This is a genomic window from Streptomyces sp. M41(2017) (assembly GCF_002078175.1).
Classification (GTDB): Bacteria; Actinomycetota; Actinomycetes; order Streptomycetales; family Streptomycetaceae; genus Streptomyces.
Genome location: NZ_MWFK01000001.1, coordinates 962,894 through 978,268, shown reverse-complemented (window position 1 = coordinate 978,268; position 15,375 = coordinate 962,894). Strand labels below are relative to the sequence as shown.

The following is a 15,375-nucleotide window of genomic DNA, read 5'->3' as shown; positions in this document are numbered from 1 at the left end:
ACCAGTTAATGAGCGTTAACGCATTTCCTTCAGGTTAACGAGCGCTAACCTCCCTGTCTAGAATCACTTGTATGGCCACGAGAACCGACGCCCCCACCCGCCGCGAGCAGATTCTCAAGGAGGCGGCCCGGCTCTTCGCCGAGCGCGGCTTCCACGGCGTGGGTGTGGACGAGATAGGGGCGGCGGTCGGCATCAGCGGCCCCGGGCTGTACCGGCATTTCCCGGGCAAGGACGCGATGCTCGCCGAACTGCTGGTGGGGATCAGCGGCCAGCTCCTCACGGGCGGCAAACGCCGGGTGGCCGAGGCGGAGGGGGGCGCCGGGGCGCTGCTCGACTCGCTCATCGAGGGCCACATCGACTTCGCGCTCGACGACCGCCCCCTGATCACCCTGCACGACCGTGAGCTGGACCGCCTGCGGGACAGTGACCGCAAGCTCGTGCGCCAGCTCCAGCGGCAGTACGTCGAGCTGTGGGTGGAGGTGGTCCGCGAGGTGTACCCGGAGCTGGCCGAGCCCGCCGCCCGGTCGGCCGTGCACTCGGTCTTCGGTCTGCTGAACTCCACCCCGCACCTCGGGCGCCCCGGCGCCCTGCCCGGGCGTGCCGTGACGGCGGAGCTGCTGCACCGGATGGCCCGGGGCGCCTTCGGGGCGGCCGCGGCGGCCCCCGGCGCGTGACGAGCGTCTCGGGTGGTGGCCCCTGGACGTCTGTCGTGACCGGCGGGTAACGTGGTATCTGAGCAAGCGCTTAGACATGACCCAGGTATTCAGGTGGAGGTGGCGGCGGTGCGCCGTACTGTGTTCAACGAGGACCACGAGGCGTTCCGGGAGACCCTGCGCGCCTTCATCGAGGCCGAGGTCGTCCCGGTCTACGACGAGTGGTTCGCCGCCGGCCAGGCGCCGCGCGACTTCTACCTCAAGCTCGCCGAGCTCGGCATCTTCGGCATCCGTGTCGACGAGGAGTTCGGCGGCGCCGGCATCGACTCGTACAAGTTCGAAGCCGTGATGTACGAGGAGACCGCGCGCGCCGGCGTCCAGTTCGGCGGCTCGGGCGTGCACGTGCTGCTCGGTCTGCCCTACATCAAGATGCTCGCCACCGACGAGCAGAAGAAGCGCTTCCTGCCGAAGTTCGTCACCGGCGAGGAGATGTGGGCCCTCGCGATGACCGAGCCGGGCACCGGCTCCGACCTCGCGGGCATGAAGACCACCGCCAAGCTCTCCGAGGACGGCACGCACTACGTCCTCAACGGCTCCAAGACCTTCATCACCGGCGGTGTGCACGCCGACCGCGTGATCGTCTGCGCGCGCACCTCCGCGCCCACGGCCGACGACCGCCGCTTCGGCATCTCGCTGTTCGCCGTGGACACCAAGTCCGAGGGCTACTCCATCGGCCGCAAGCTCGACAAGCTCGGCCTGAAGACCTCCGACACCGCCGAGCTGGCGTTCGTCGACGTGAAGGTGCCCGTCGAGGACCTGCTGGGCGAGGAGAACAAGGGCTTCCACTACCTCGGCCACAACCTCGCCTCCGAGCGCTGGGGCATCGCCTTCGGCGCCTACGCGCAGGCCAAGGCCGCCGTCCGGTTCGCCAAGGAGTACGTCCAGGAGCGCACGGTCTTCGGCAAGCCCGTCGCCTCCTTCCAGAACACCAAGTTCGAGCTGGCCGCCTGCCAGGCCGAGGTGGACGCGGCCGAGGCCGTCGCCGACCGCGCCCTGGAGGCCCTCGACGCGGGCGAGCTGACCCCCGCCGAGGCCGCCAGCGCCAAGCTGTTCTGCACCGAGGTCGCGCACCGCGTCATCGACCGCTGCCTCCAGCTGCACGGCGGCTACGGCTTCATGAACGAGTACCCGATCGCCCGCCTGTACGCGGACAACCGCGTCAACCGCATCTACGGCGGCACCAGCGAGATCATGAAGACGATCATCGCCAAGAACATGGGCCTGTAAGGACCGCGAAACGACTGCACGGTACAACTGCCCCATGAGCGAGGCACTTCAGTCCCTCCTCGATCTGCTCGACCTCGAGCGGATCGAGGAGGACATCTTCCGCGGCCGGTCCCGTTCGGCCGTCGTCCCCCGTGTCTTCGGCGGGCAGGTGGCGGCGCAGGCACTGGTCGCCGCCGGGCGCACGGTCCCCGACGACCGGCACGCCCACTCCCTGCACGCCTACTTCCTGCGGGCGGGCGATCCGGGAGCCCCCATCGTCTACACCGTGGACCGCATCCGGGACGGCCGGTCCTTCACCACCCGCCGGGTGGTCGCCGTCCAGCACGGACAGCCGATCTTCCACCTCTCCGCGTCCTTCCAGACGTACGAGGAGGGCCTGGAGCACCAGGCGGCGATGCCGCCGGCGCCCGACCCCGAGACGCTGCCCACGGCCGCCGAGCTGCTGCCCCGGTACGCCGACCGCTTCTCCGGCTCCGACGTCCTGGAGCGCCTCCTGGAGACCCGCGAGTCCGTCGACCTGCGCTATGTCGACCCGCCGCCGTACGGCACCGTCGGCGAGGCCCGGGAACCGCGCTCCCAGGTGTGGTTCCGCACCAACGGCAAGCTCGACGGCGCCGTCGACCAGCCGCTGCTGCACGTCGTCCTCGCCACCTACGTCTCCGACATGACCCTCCTCGACTCGGTCCTCCTCGCCCACGGGCGCGGCGGCTGGGTCACCGGGGACGTCGTCGGGGCGTCCCTGGACCACGCCATGTGGTTCCACCGCCCGTTCCGCGCCGACGAATGGCTCCTGTACGACCAGGAGTCGCCGTCCGCGTCCGGCGGCCGGGGCCTCGGCCAGGCCCGCATCTACACCCGCGACGGCCGCCTCGCCATCTCGGTGATCCAGGAAGGCGTGGTCCGCGTCCCCCGGTAGGCCGTCCGCCGGTAAGACTGGGGCATGACTGAAGCAGCGCGGGACGAAGCGGCCGGTCCTGACGGCGGGGGCGAGAGCGTCACCACGGTGATCGTCGCCGCCGTCGCCAATCTCGGGATCGCCCTCGCCAAGGCGGTCGCCGGCATCATCAGCGGATCCAGCGCGATGCTGTCGGAGGCCGCGCACTCCGTCGCCGACACCGTCACGGAGATCCTGCTGCTGACGGCCCTGAAACGCAGTGAGAAACCGGCCGACGAGGAGCATCCGCTGGGCTACGGCCCCGAGCGCTACATCTGGGCGCTGCTCGCCGCCGTCGCCACCTTCGTCGGCGGCGCCGTCTTCTCGATCTACGACGGCGTGCACACCCTGGTCGCGGGGGAGGAGCTGGGCAATCCCCTCGTCTCGTACATCGTGCTCGGCGTCGCCTTCCTGCTGGAGGGCTTCTCCCTGCGGACGGGACTGCGGCAGGCCCGTGGTGAGGCCGCCCGCGTCGACACCACGTTCAAGCACTACCTGCGGCACACGCCGGACACCGCCGTGAAGGCCGTCGTGCTGGAGGACTCGGCGGCCCTGGTCGGCCTGGTGCTCGCCGCGGGCGGCCTGCTGGGCGGCCAGCTCACCGGCTCGGGCGTCTGGGACGGCGTCGCCTCGCTCCTCATCGGCGTGCTGCTGCTCTACGTCGCCTGGGTGCTCGGCCGGTCCAACGCGGAACTGCTCATCGGACGGCCACTGCCCAAGGCGATGCGCGAGCGGATCCGGGCGGAGCTGCTGGCGGTCGAGCACGTGGAGGCCGTCCTGGAGCTGACCACGCTCGTGCAGGGCCCGCGCGAGGCACTCGTGGCCGCCAAGGTCGACTTCCGGGACGTGTCGACGGCGGCCCAGATCGAGTGGGCCTGCGAACAGGCGGAGGACCGGCTCCGGACGGTGTTCCCCTCGGTGATCCGGGTCTACCTCGACCCGACGCCGGGGTACGCCCAGCGCCGGGCGGAGGGCCTGAACCCCTGGCCGTGACGGGACGCGGACCGCTCACCCTGGGATCCGGGCCACGCACGGGTGCCGTACGGCGTGCCGGGCGTCACGCCAAGCCGGCTTCCTTCAGCAGATACGCCGTCATCGGGTCGTAGTGGCGCGGGCTGACGACATGGTCGTCCAGCGGGACCACGACCTGGACGGTGCCCTCCGCCTCGGCGAGGAACAGGGCCGGGTCGTTGCAGTCGGCGTAGCCGACGGAGTCCACGCCCTGCTGGCCCGCGCGGCCCGCCCAGCCGTGGTCGGCGACGACCAGGTCGGGCAGCGGGCGGCCCTCGCGCGCCAGGCCGTCGAGGATCGCGCGCATCGGCTCGCCGGAGTGGGTGTGCCACAGCGTGGCCCCGTGCTCCAGCACGGCGACGTCCGCGAACTGCACGACGTAGCCCTCGTCCGTCTGGAGGCCTTCCGGGATCACCACGATCTCGCAGCCGGCGGCGCGCAGCGCCGCGGCCGTGGCGCGGTGCACGTCGAGCAGACCGCCGGGGTGGCCGGTCGCGAACAGCACCCGCTGGCGCCCCTCGGCCGCCTTGCGCAGCCGGGCCGCGAGGCGGTCCAGACCGTCCACGGTCAGCTCGGGATCGATGGTGTCCTGCCCGTACCGGAACTCCGGGTCGTCGTTGACACCGACCCGCTCCGCCATCACCGCGAGCACGTCCTGCTCGTCGGTCCAGCGGTCGCCGAGCTCCAGGCCGAGCCACCAGTTGCGCTCGCCGTTGGCCAGCTTGCGGTAGTGGGAGAGGTTGTTCTCGCGGGGGGTGGCGACATCGCCCGCGATGCGGGTCTTCACGAGGTGGTCGACAAGTTCGGCGCGGCTGGGAGTCCCGGGTATCGGCATACCCCCATTGTGCCGGTGGGTTCCGGTCGGGGGCGCGGCTGTCCCGGTCGCTGGGACGCGCGTCACTCGGGTGTGCCGGCGGGGTGCGGTGCCGGGGCCCGGTGGTCCGCGGCCGGGCAGGGCCCGCTGTCAGTGGCGTGGTGCAGGATCGCTCTCACGGGTCGAGGGACCCCGGGAGATGTCCGACGGACGGGGGAAGCAGTGGCGGTCACCAATGGTCAGGTGGGGGAGCACGCGTTCCTGCGCGGGATGTACGCCGACGGGTACTACCCGGACCATGTCGTCGACCGCGGCCGGGTGATCCTGCTCGGCCTGTGCGAGCGGATCGAGGCGGAGCGGCCCGCGGACCTCACCGCGCTGTACGTGCTCACGCACGCCGCGACCGAGGAGTTCAACGCGCTCCAGGACGCCTTCTGGGAGGCGGACAGCGACATCGAGACGGTCGCCCGCGAGGAGATAGCGGAGGACTTCTGGTTCGTGGCCTCGGCGTACGGGTTCGGCGCCGCGGACGTGGAGGAGCTGATCGCCCCCCGGGACTGGTGAGTTGGCGGGGGCGGACGCCGGACCCCCGACGGCCCGTTCGTCACCCGGATCGGAGCGCGAACCACAACTCCATCCGTACGTCCGGATCGTCGAGGTCCGCCTCCAGCAACGCCGAGCAGCGGGCGATGCGCTGGCGGACGGTGTTGCGGTGGACGGAGAGGGCCACCGCCGTCCGGTCCCAACTGCCGTGCAGGGAGAGCCAGGCGCGCAGGGTCTCGGTCAGCGCGGGCGTCCCGGCGACGGGAGCGAGAAGCGCGAGGGCGTGGGCCTCGGTGTCGCCCGCCGGGAGGAGATCGGCGAGCGAGGGGCGCTCGCCGTGCCGGACCAGGGCGGTGCGGGTCGCTCGGGCGCGGGCCAGTGCGCGGGCGGCCTGGGTGTCGGCCGCCGTCCAGGCGTCCGGGCCGGCGGGGGCGCTGACCCCGCAGGTCCAGCCGGGCTGCTCGGCGGGCGCGCGGTCACCGGGGACGAGGACGCGGACCACGTCGCCGTCCACGTCGACCAGCGCGGAGCCGAGAGCCGCCCCCAGCGCGGTGGCGGTGACGGCGTCCGGCGCCGGTCCTTCCCCGGTAGGGCACGCGTGCACGACGGTCCACCGCTCGCCGCCGAGGAGCGGCGCCACCGCCTCGGGCGCGGCACCGAGCAGCAGCCGCACCAGCGCGGCCGAGCGGGCCGCGCCACTGCCGCTCTGTTGCTCCCCGGTGAGGAGGGAGAGCAGCACGGACGCGACGGAGGCGATCGTGTGGTCGCCCGGGTCGCGGCGCGGCGCGGCGACCCCGAGCACGAAGCCCTGACCGCTGCCGAGCGCGTAGGCCGCGAGATGGACACCGCCGACGGTGTCGGTGGCGGACGAGGGCCTCGGGGAAGCGGCCCCCGCCCCTTCCCACGGGCGGACGACCCCGGCCAGTTCGGCGAGGGCGGTCTCGGGGCGCGTCGCGGCGGGACGCGCGTCGGCGGAACCGGTCCCCCCGGCGGACGGGTCCGCGGGGGTGCGGGCGGAGGGGTTCGCCGGTGTGTCGTCGAGGGCGCCGGCGGCCGTGCTCGCGCGGGTGGCCCCGGGGGTGCCGGTGGCGCCGCCCGCCGAGGTGGCCGTCGGGCCCTCCGAGGGGGCGTCCCCCGAGGCACCCCGCCCGGAGGCGCTCCCCGTCGTCGGGGCGTCCGGGATCCTGCCGGTCCGGGCCAGTTCCGTGCCCTCCGGGCCGTACAGGACCGCGAGGCCGCCCACCCGCTGGGCGAGCTGACGGAGCACGGCCGGGACCGGATCGGGGCGGGCCGCCGCTGCCGCGAGGCTCTGCTGGGCCTCCGTCACCCGCCGCAGCTCGGCAAGCCGGGCCTGCGCCATGAGCTGCCACACCGCGCGGGCGACGCCGGAGAACGTCGTCCGGGGCGGCACCTCCAGCAGCGGCAGGCCGTGGGCGTCGCAGGCCGCGACGAGCTCGGGCGGCACCCGGTCGTGCACCGGCGCCAGGCCGAAACCGAGGGCCGCGCCACCCGCCGCCACGATCCGGGACACGTAGGAGTCGAAGTACTCCCGCAGGCTTCCGGCGGCGTCCCCGGAGCGGGAGGGCGCGTCCTGCCCGGCGGCGGGGTCCGGGACGTGGACCCCGGCGGTCAGCAGCAGCTCGCCGCCCAGCAGGTAGGGGTACGGGTCGGACATCTCCGAGGTGTGCGCCCACCGGATCACGGTGCCGCTCCCGGCGGGACCGGCGATCCGCCGCAGCCCCAGGTCCTCGCGGGCGAGGAGCGCCGACAGCGCCACCGGGGGAGTCGGCGGGACGGCGGGGACCGGGGCGGCGGCGGGCGCCTGCGGGGCGGACGGTGACCGGGGGTCCGGCATGATGGACGGTTCCTCCATCCGGTTCGGATCGAATGGATGAAACGTACACTTCGCAGTCGCTTTCCGGCCACCTAGTGTCGGTCCCGACCGGCGGCCGCGGGTACGGGCGGATGTCCCCGCGATCAGTCGCCGGCTCCCCACACCACCGCACGACACGCCACCCAGTGCCCGGAGGAGACCCATGGCCGTCGACTACACAGTGATCGTCGTCTATCTGGCCGGCATGCTGGCCATGGGCTGGTGGGGCATGCGCCGCGCCAAGTCCAAGAGCGAGTTCCTGGTCGCCGGACGGCGCCTCGGGCCCGCCATGTACTCGGGCACCATGGCCGCCATCGTCCTCGGCGGCGCGTCCACCATCGGCGGCGTCGGGCTCGGCTACCAGTACGGCCTCTCCGGGGCCTGGATGGTCTTCACCATCGGACTCGGCCTGCTCGCCCTCAGCGTCTTCTTCTCCGCGCGCATCGCCCGCCTGAAGGTCTACACCGTCTCCGAGATGCTCGACCTGCGCTACGGCGGCCGGGCCGGCCTCATCTCCGGCGTCGTCATGTGGGCGTACACCCTGATGCTGGCGGTCACCTCGACCATCGCGTACGCCACGATCTTCGACGTCCTCTTCGACATGAACCGGACGCTCGCGATCATCATCGGCGGGTCGATCGTCGTCGCCTACTCGACCCTCGGCGGCATGTGGTCGATCACCCTCACCGACATGGTGCAGTTCGTCGTCAAGACCATCGGCGTGCTGCTCCTGCTGCTGCCCATCGCCGTCGTCAAGGCCGGCGGGTTCAGCGCGATGAAGGCCAAGCTGCCCACCGAGTACTTCGACCCGCTGGGCATCGGCGGCGAGACGATCTTCACCTACGTCCTCATCTACACGTTCGGCATGCTGATCGGGCAGGACATCTGGCAGCGCGTGTTCACCGCCCGCGGCGACAGGACGGCCAAGTGGGGCGGCACCGTCGCCGGCACCTACTGCCTGGTCTACGCCGTCGCCGGGGCCGTCATCGGCACCGCGGCCAAGGTCATGTACCCGAAGCTGCCCAGCGCCGACACCGCCTTCGCCACCATCGTCAAGGACGAACTCCCCGTCGGAGTGCGCGGTCTGGTGCTCGCCGCCGCGCTCGCCGCCGTGATGTCCACCTCCTCCGGCGCCCTCATCGCCTGCGCCACCGTCGCCAACAACGACATCTGGTCGCGGCTGCGCGGTGCCGTGAAGCCCGGCGCCGCCGACCACGACGAGGTCAAGGGCAACCGCGTCTTCATCCTGATCATGGGCGTCGCGGCGATCGGCACGGCGATCGCGCTCAACAACGTCGTCGAGGCGCTGACCGTCGCGTACAACCTGCTCGTCGCCGGACTGCTCGTGCCGATCCTCGGCGGCCTGCTCTGGAAGCGCGGCACGGCGCAGGGCGCGCTCGCCTCCGTGGTCGTGGGCGGTCTCGCGGTCGTCGGCCTGATGGCCGGCTACGGCATCCTCGCCAACGAGCCCGTCTACTACGGGCTGCTCCTCTCCCTGGCCGCCTACGTGGTCGTCTCGCTGGCCACGCCCGCGACCGACGCGGCGGTACTGGCCGTCTGGCGCGAGCGGCTGGCCGGCCGCGGCGCCGAACCCTTGTCCGAACCGGTCCCGGTTCACCAGTAGAGTCGTACTAGTTGTACTTAGTTGTACATACGCGACGAAGCGTAGGAAAGAAGGCATCACCCCATGAGCAACGAGACGCCCCGCGGCCCCGTCGACTCGTCCCGCGTCCCGCGGTACGCCGGTCCCGCGACCTTCGCCCGGCTGCCCCGCCTCGACGAGGTCGGCACCGCCGACGTCGCCGTCGTCGGTGTGCCGTTCGACTCCGGCGTCTCGTACCGGCCGGGCGCCCGCTTCGGCGGCAACGCCATCCGCGAGGCGTCCCGGCTGCTCCGCCCCTACAACCCGGCCCAGGACGCCTCGCCGTTCGCCCTCGCCCAGGTCGCCGACGCCGGTGACATCGCGGCGAACCCGTTCAACATCAACGAGGCCGTGGAGACGGTCGAGGCCGCCGCCGACGAACTGCTCGGCACCGGCGCCCGGCTGATGACCCTGGGCGGCGACCACACCATCGCGCTGCCCCTGCTGCGTTCCGTGGCCAAGAAGCACGGCCCGGTCGCGCTGCTCCACTTCGACGCGCACCTCGACACCTGGGACACCTACTTCGGCGCCGAGTACACGCACGGCACGCCGTTCCGCCGGGCCGTCGAGGAGGGCATCCTCGACACCGAGGCGCTCTCGCACGTCGGCACCCGCGGCCCGTTGTACGGCAAGCAGGACCTCACCGACGACGAGAAGATGGGCTTCGGCATCGTCACCTCGGCCGACATCTACCGCCGCGGCGCCGACGAGGTCGCCGACCAGCTCCGCCAGCGCATCGGCGACCGCCCGCTCTACATCTCCATCGACATCGACTGCCTCGACCCGGCGCACGCGCCCGGCACCGGCACCCCCGAGGCGGGCGGCATGACCTCCCGCGAGCTTCTGGAGATCCTGCGCGGACTCTCGTCCTGCAACCTGGTCTCCGCCGACGTCGTCGAGGTCGCCCCGGCCTACGACCACGCGGAGATCACCGCCGTGGCGGCGTCCCACACCGCCTACGAACTGACCACCATCATGTCCCGCCAGATCGCGGAGGCCCGGAACAAGTGACCCACGACCACGACCTGGTGCTCCGTCCGACGGCGGCGCAGACGGAGGCCGCGCTCAACCCGCCCCCCGGCCGCAACGGCGGAGACCTGGTCGTGGAGACCCTCTCCGGTCTCGGTGCGACGACCGTCTTCGGGCTGCCCGGCCAGCACGCGCTCGGCATGTTCGACGCCCTGCGCCGCTCCTCCCTCCAGTACGTCGGACTGCGCGTCGAGAACAATGCCGGGTTCGCGGCGGACGCCTACGGCCGGGTCACCGGCGAGGCCGCGCCGCTGCTGCTGTCCACCGGCCCCGGCGCGCTGACCTCGCTGGCCGCCCTCCAGGAGGCGCGGGCCGCCTCCGCGCCGGTCCTCGCCATCAGCAGCCAGATCCCCACCGCGGGCCTGGGAGGCGGACGCCACGGCTATCTGCACGAACTCCCCGACCAGCAGGCCTCGTTCCGGGGCGTGGTCAAGTCGGTCCACACGGTCCGTACGCCGTCGCAGATCCCCTCCGCGATCGCCGCGGCCTGGGAGTCGGCGCTCACGGCCCCGCACGGACCGGTGTGGGTGGAGATCCCGCAGGACGTCCTCCTCGCGGAGACCTCCCTGCCCGTGGTGACCGCGATGGACGCCACCCCCGAGGACGTCGTCCCGCGCCCCGAACTCACCGCGCTGGCCGCCCATCTGCTCTCCACGGCCGACCGCCCCACGATCATCGCGGGCGGCGGTGTCGTGCGCGCCGACGCCTCCGGCAAACTGCGCCTGCTCGCCGAGCGGCTGAACGCGCCGGTCGTCACCACCTTCGGCGGCAAGGGCGCCTTCCCCTGGGAGCACCCGCTGTCCCTCCAGTCCTGGCTGGAGGACCGGCACACGACCGACTTCCTGGAGGACGCCGACGTCCTGCTCGTGGTCGGCTCCGGCCTCGGTGAACTCTCCTCGAACTACCACACGTTCAAGCCCCGCGGTCGGGTCGTCCAGATCGAGGCCGACCTCGGCAAGCTGGAGTCCAACCACCCGGCGCTCGGCATCCACGCGGACGCCCGCCTCGCGCTCTCCGCGCTCCTGGAGACGGTCGAGGAACGCCCCGACGCGTCGGCGGCGGACCGGGTGACCTCGGTGCTCGCCCAGGTCGCGGACCGTATCGCCGGCCAGGAACTCACCCTGGAACAGGACGTGCTGGCGGCCGTCCGACGCGCCCTGCCGGCCACCTCGCCGTCCTTCTGGGACATGACGATCCTGGCCTACTGGGCGTGGTCGGCCTTCGATCCGCGCGGCACCAACACCATGCACTCCGCCCAGGGCGCCGGCGGTCTCGGCTACGGCTTCCCGGCGGCGCTCGGCGCGGCCGCCGCCGATCCCTCCCGACCGGTCCTCGCGGTGTCCGGCGACGGCGGCGCGCTGTACTCCATCGCCGAGCTGGCGACGGCGAAGCAGTACGGGCTGCCCGTCACCTGGCTCATCGTCGACGACGGCGGCTACGGCATCCTGCGCGAGTACATGACGGACGCGTTCGGCCAGGCGACCGCCACCGAACTGTCCCGCCCCGACTACGTGGCGCTCGCCGAGTCGTTCGGCGTGCCGGGCACGCTCACCAGTCCCGAGACGCTGGAGGCGGACCTGGCCGAGGCGCTGGCCGCCCCGGGTCCCTCGGTGGTCGTGCTGCCCGCCGTGCTGCGCATGTTCGCGCCGACCCATCTGGACTGACCGGGCCGGACACGGCGGAAACACCGGAGCGCCGGGGAGTGCGCGCGGCACTTCCCGGCGCTCCGTCGTGTGCCGCGGGTCAGCGCAGCGACGCGCCGAAGTGCGCCTTCACGTCGGGAGCCGCGATGGTCTTCGGGCCGAACGCGAGGGCGGACGTGGTGGTCAGGCCGGTCGTCGTGCCGCGGAGCACCCAGACCGCGCCGGCCGAGGCGTTCTCGGCGGTGGAGGAGGCGGCGAGGTCGCGCCGGCCGTTGCCGTCGACGTCCAGCAGCGCGGTGGCCACGCCGAACCGGTCGTCCGTCTCGGCGACGCCGGGCATCCCGGCGGTGTCCTGGTGGAAGACCTGGGTGCCCGCGCCGGTCACGCCTGAGGCGCCGCCGTGCACGAGGGCGACCGAACCGGCGTCGGCCACACCGGCGACGTCCTCGCCGGCGATGCCGAGCGCGATGTCCGCGTAGCCGTCACCGGTGACATCGGCGACGGAGACGGCGGAGCCGAGCTCGTCGCCCTCCTCCTGGACGCCGGGGAAGCCGGCCAGGTCCTGGTCGAAGGTCTGCACGTGGTCGGTGAGTCCGGCGGAGGAACCGTAGGCGATCCGCACCTTGTCGTTCCAGCCGTCGGCGCCGACGACGACGTCGTCGAAGCCGTCGCCGTTCACGTCGCCGACACCGGTCCCCGACGCGGTCCGGCTCACGCCGTCACCGGGGGCGTCCGTGCGCTTGAAGCCCGTCGGGCTGCCGTACAGCAGCCGGTTGCCCCAGGTCCCGTCACCGGTGTAGTACCACTGCACGATGTCGTCCCGGCCGTCGCCGTTGACGTCGCCGACCTGGCCGGAGACGACGGGTCCGGTGATCGAGTCGCCGTCCTCCTCGCAGCCGCCGCCGGTGGCGCAGCCGGCGTCGTCCTCGTCGTAGCCCCACCAGGCGGACTTGTCGAGGATGTTGAGAACGGCGGCCGGCTTTCCGGCGCGCGAGACCGGGCCCTTCCACAGGGTGGCCGGGGCGCCCGCGGGGTCGTCGCCGCCGACGGACTGGGCGGAGAACAGGGCGAGGTCGGTGGTGCCGTCACCGTCGAAGTCACCGGCCTCGGGCGCGGCGCCGTACCCGGCGATCGCCGTGCCCCCGGTGAGCCCGGAGGCGGAGCCCCACAGGACGACCGAGCCCGTCGTGCCGCCGGCGATCACCAGGTCGGTGTAGCCGTCCTTGTCCAGGTCGCCCTTGGTGAAGGCCGAGCCGAAGCGCTGGCTCGCGGTGGCGGAGCCGGGCACGCCGGTGGTCGAGCGGCTGACGATCTGCTTCTTCGCGGTGGACAGGCCGCTCGCGGAGCCGTACATGACCGCCACGTAGCCCGCGTTGGCCTTGCTCGACACGGTCGCGTCCGGGGCACCGATCACCAGGTCGGCGTAGCCGTCCTTGTTGAAGTCGTCCTGGACGGCCGCCGATCCGGTGGCCGCCTGCGCGGTCGCCCCGGTGAGCGTCCAGGCGCCGGCTCCCCCGGCCAGCAGGGCGGCGGCGAGGGGCGCGGTCAGCCGCGTGGAACGGCCGCGGCGTCGTGCTCGGGACATCAGGTGCTGCCTTTCGTCGTCTTCCGGACGCGGTGGTCCGACGCGTCCACGGAGTGCGACTCGGGCAGGGCGTCACTGGTTGTACACCCTGAGGCCATTCATTTGTCACCATCCGGTGACAGCGGCGCGCACGGGCCGCCTGAACTCCCCTGATCACCGCGGGAGTTCAGGCGACTACTGCGACCGGCGGGGCTACCAGATCGCCTCGACCCACTCCGGGTGGTCGATGAACGGGTTCCGGTTGTGCTGGTAGGTGTCGTAGATGACCTGGTTGCGCTTCTCCTCGAAGGCGCTCGGCGGGTCCTGCTCGTTCCACTGCTTCAGCACGGACAGCTTGCCGATGTACGGCGCGCTGCCGTTGTTCACCTTCTCGTCCGGCTCCAGGTCGGCGAACCCGTCGCCGCCGTCGTAGCGCACGGCCATGTAGAGGATCATGCGGGCCACGTCGCCCTTGTCCGCGTCGCGCGGCTCGAAGGAGTCGGAGTCCACGCGGCTGCCGCCGCCGTTGGTCACCGTGCTGCCGCCGTTGTCGAAGTCCAGGTTGCCGCGGATGCCGTTGACCTGGACGTCGGCCGGGCGCAGGTGGTGCAGGTCGGTGCCGGGTCCGGTCACCTCGCCGAAGTCGCCGTGCGACTTGGCCCAGGTGTGCTCACGGTTCCAGTCGCCGACGTCACCGCCGTTGAGGGACTTGCTGCGGGAGACGCCGCTGTACAGCAGGATCACGTTGCTGCTGTTGTTCGGGTCCTGGTCGGTGACCTTCAGCGCGTTCCAGACCGCGGAGTACGAGATCTTGCTCTGGCTGCTGATGATCGTGTGCAGCGAGGACTTGAGGGTCGTGCCGGTCTTGCCGACCGCGTTCTTGTAGTACGTGCTGTCGTACGAGGTGTTCGTCGCGCTCGCGGGGGACGCGGTGACGGTCGGGAGGGTGAGTCCGACGAGTACCGCGGACGTCGTCAGCGCCAGGGTCTTCCAGCGCCGTATGTGCGTGGCGGGCATGGGGGTGTCCGTTCTACGCGGGTTGAATGGAGCGGATAACCGGGAGCGTGACATGGACATGCGGTGCATGGGGTTAAGGGGAGGTGTCGGTTCTGTGACGGGATTCAACAAACTGTGCGGCGCGCACGGGAGTTGACGCGCCGGCGGCCCCGGACCGGGAACGGGGCTCCGTCGGGGGCCTCCCCGCCCGTTCCGTTCCGTCCCGTCCCGGCCGGCCGCCCTCCCGGACGCGCGGCTCCCGTCGTCAGAACACCCGTACAGCTGTCGTCAGAACGCCTGTACAACTATCGGGCGCCTCGGAGAGTCATCTGGGGCGAGCGCGCCGGGGGTGCGCTCGTATCGGTCCAAGGGGATGGGAAGCCTCCATGACTCACCGGATATCCCGGGGTGCCCGTGTGCTCGCAGCGAGCCTGGGTGCCGGGGTGATCGTGCCGTTCGCGGTCGCCGCGGCTCCCGCCGCAGCCGCGCCGGCGCCCACCGTCACCTGTACGTCGGGCAAGGCCGGCCTGGCCGCCAAGCTCCAGAAGGACATCACCGCCGCGCTCGCCGGGCGCAAGGGCACCGTCGCGGTCGGCCTCTACGACCGCGGCACGAAGACCACCTGCACGCTGCGGAGCACGTCCGCCTTCGACTCGGCCAGCGTGGTGAAGGTGACCGTGCTCGCCACGCTGCTGTGGGACGCCAAGAAGCACGACCGGTACCTGACGTCCCGCGAGACGAGTCTCGCGACCGCGATGATCACCCAGTCCGACAACGACGCGACCACCTCCCTGTGGAAGCAGCTCGGCACGACGAAGGTCAAGGGCTTCCTCGCCGCCGCCGGGATGACGGAGACCAAGCCGGGCGCCGACGGCTACTGGGGCCTCACCCAGATCACGGTGCGTGACGAGCAGAAGCTGCTCGCGCTGCTCACCGCCAAGAACTCCGTGCTGAGCGACAACTCACGCGCCTACGTCCTGAAGCTGATGGGCAAGGTGATCTCCTCGCAGCGCTGGGGCACCCCGGCCGGGGCGCCCTCCTCGGTCACGGTGCACGTCAAGAACGGCTGGCTCTCCCGTGCCACCAATGGCTGGCGGGTGCACAGCGTCGGCACGTTCTCCGGCGGAGGCCGCGACTACACGATGACGGTGCTCACACAGGGCAACAGCACCATGGACTACGGCGTCGCCACCATCCAGGGCGTGGCCCGGGCCATCCACAAGGACCTCGTCCCGGTCACCGTCAGTGCCCACCGGTACACGCCGACCTCGGCGCCCAGGGAGGCCTTCCCGGCCGTTCCCGCGCACTGACCCCGCTGCCCTCCACGCCTCCGCCCGCCCGGCCTGCGCGCCCGGCGGGCGGAGGATTGTTGCGGAGGGATGAAAT

General features: G+C 72.1%; 13 protein-coding genes. 9 read left to right on the top strand and 4 right to left on the bottom strand.

Annotated elements, in window-relative coordinates; translation table 11 throughout:
- The first annotated feature begins 71 nt into the window (after positions 1-71).
- From B0675_RS04315 to B0675_RS04300, 4 genes are all read left to right on the top strand, one after another.
- Positions 72-674 (top strand): TetR/AcrR family transcriptional regulator, encoded by a 603-nt coding sequence (locus B0675_RS04315; RefSeq protein WP_081217401.1) that lies wholly within the window; start codon positions 72-74, stop codon positions 672-674.
- Between the two features lie 108 nt (positions 675-782).
- Entirely contained in the window at positions 783-1,940 is a 1,158-nt protein-coding gene (locus B0675_RS04310; protein WP_081221578.1) for an acyl-CoA dehydrogenase family protein, read from the top strand.
- A gap of 34 nt (positions 1,941-1,974) precedes the next feature.
- Positions 1,975-2,856: an acyl-CoA thioesterase II gene (locus tag B0675_RS04305; RefSeq protein WP_081217400.1), complete on the top strand. Its 882-nt coding sequence runs from the start codon at positions 1,975-1,977 to the stop codon at positions 2,854-2,856.
- Positions 2,857-2,880: 24 nt separating this feature from the next.
- A complete protein-coding gene (locus B0675_RS04300; RefSeq protein ID WP_081217399.1) occupies positions 2,881-3,867 on the top strand; it encodes a cation diffusion facilitator family transporter in 987 nt (328 codons plus the stop codon).
- A gap of 64 nt (positions 3,868-3,931) precedes the next feature.
- On the opposite strand, the gene B0675_RS04295 is transcribed toward B0675_RS04300, so the two are convergent.
- A complete protein-coding gene (locus tag B0675_RS04295) occupies positions 3,932-4,720 on the bottom strand; it encodes a phosphatase (protein ID WP_081217398.1) in 789 nt (262 codons plus the stop codon).
- Between the two features lie 201 nt (positions 4,721-4,921).
- Between B0675_RS04295 and B0675_RS04290 the strand changes: the two genes are divergently transcribed.
- On the top strand, positions 4,922-5,263 hold the full coding sequence (locus B0675_RS04290; protein WP_081217397.1) for a DUF5713 family protein: 342 nt from the start codon (positions 4,922-4,924) through the stop codon (positions 5,261-5,263).
- Positions 5,264-5,303: 40 nt separating this feature from the next.
- Here B0675_RS04290 and B0675_RS04285 read toward each other — a convergent pair whose 3' ends face one another.
- Positions 5,304-7,097 (bottom strand): PucR family transcriptional regulator, encoded by a 1,794-nt coding sequence (locus B0675_RS04285; RefSeq protein WP_081221577.1) that lies wholly within the window; start codon positions 7,095-7,097, stop codon positions 5,304-5,306.
- A gap of 181 nt (positions 7,098-7,278) precedes the next feature.
- Between B0675_RS04285 and B0675_RS04280 the strand changes: the two genes are divergently transcribed.
- The 3 genes from B0675_RS04280 (at position 7,279) to B0675_RS04270 (ending at position 11,450) form a co-directional block, all read left to right on the top strand.
- Complete coding sequence (locus B0675_RS04280; RefSeq protein WP_081217396.1) at positions 7,279-8,739, top strand: sodium:solute symporter; 1,461 nt, start codon at positions 7,279-7,281, stop codon at positions 8,737-8,739.
- A 63-nt stretch (positions 8,740-8,802) separates the two neighbouring features.
- Complete coding sequence (gene speB / locus B0675_RS04275; RefSeq protein ID WP_081217395.1) at positions 8,803-9,768, top strand: agmatinase; 966 nt, start codon at positions 8,803-8,805, stop codon at positions 9,766-9,768.
- Positions 9,765-11,450 carry a thiamine pyrophosphate-binding protein gene (locus tag B0675_RS04270; protein ID WP_081217394.1) on the top strand — a complete coding sequence of 562 codons (1,686 nt, stop codon included), beginning with the start codon at positions 9,765-9,767 and terminating at the stop codon, positions 11,448-11,450. The genes speB and B0675_RS04270 overlap by 4 nt, the downstream gene beginning before the upstream one ends.
- A gap of 79 nt (positions 11,451-11,529) precedes the next feature.
- On the opposite strand, the gene B0675_RS04265 is transcribed toward B0675_RS04270, so the two are convergent.
- Positions 11,530-13,014, bottom strand: a complete 1,485-nt coding sequence (locus B0675_RS04265) for an FG-GAP and VCBS repeat-containing protein (protein ID WP_081217393.1) — start codon at positions 13,012-13,014, stop codon at positions 11,530-11,532.
- Positions 13,015-13,206: 192 nt separating this feature from the next.
- Complete coding sequence (locus B0675_RS04260; protein ID WP_081217392.1) at positions 13,207-14,010, bottom strand: endonuclease; 804 nt, start codon at positions 14,008-14,010, stop codon at positions 13,207-13,209.
- A gap of 365 nt (positions 14,011-14,375) precedes the next feature.
- Between B0675_RS04260 and B0675_RS04255 the strand changes: the two genes are divergently transcribed.
- Positions 14,376-15,299 carry a serine hydrolase gene (locus B0675_RS04255; RefSeq protein WP_081217391.1) on the top strand — a complete coding sequence of 308 codons (924 nt, stop codon included), beginning with the start codon at positions 14,376-14,378 and terminating at the stop codon, positions 15,297-15,299.
- Positions 15,300-15,375: the final 76 nt, after the last annotated feature.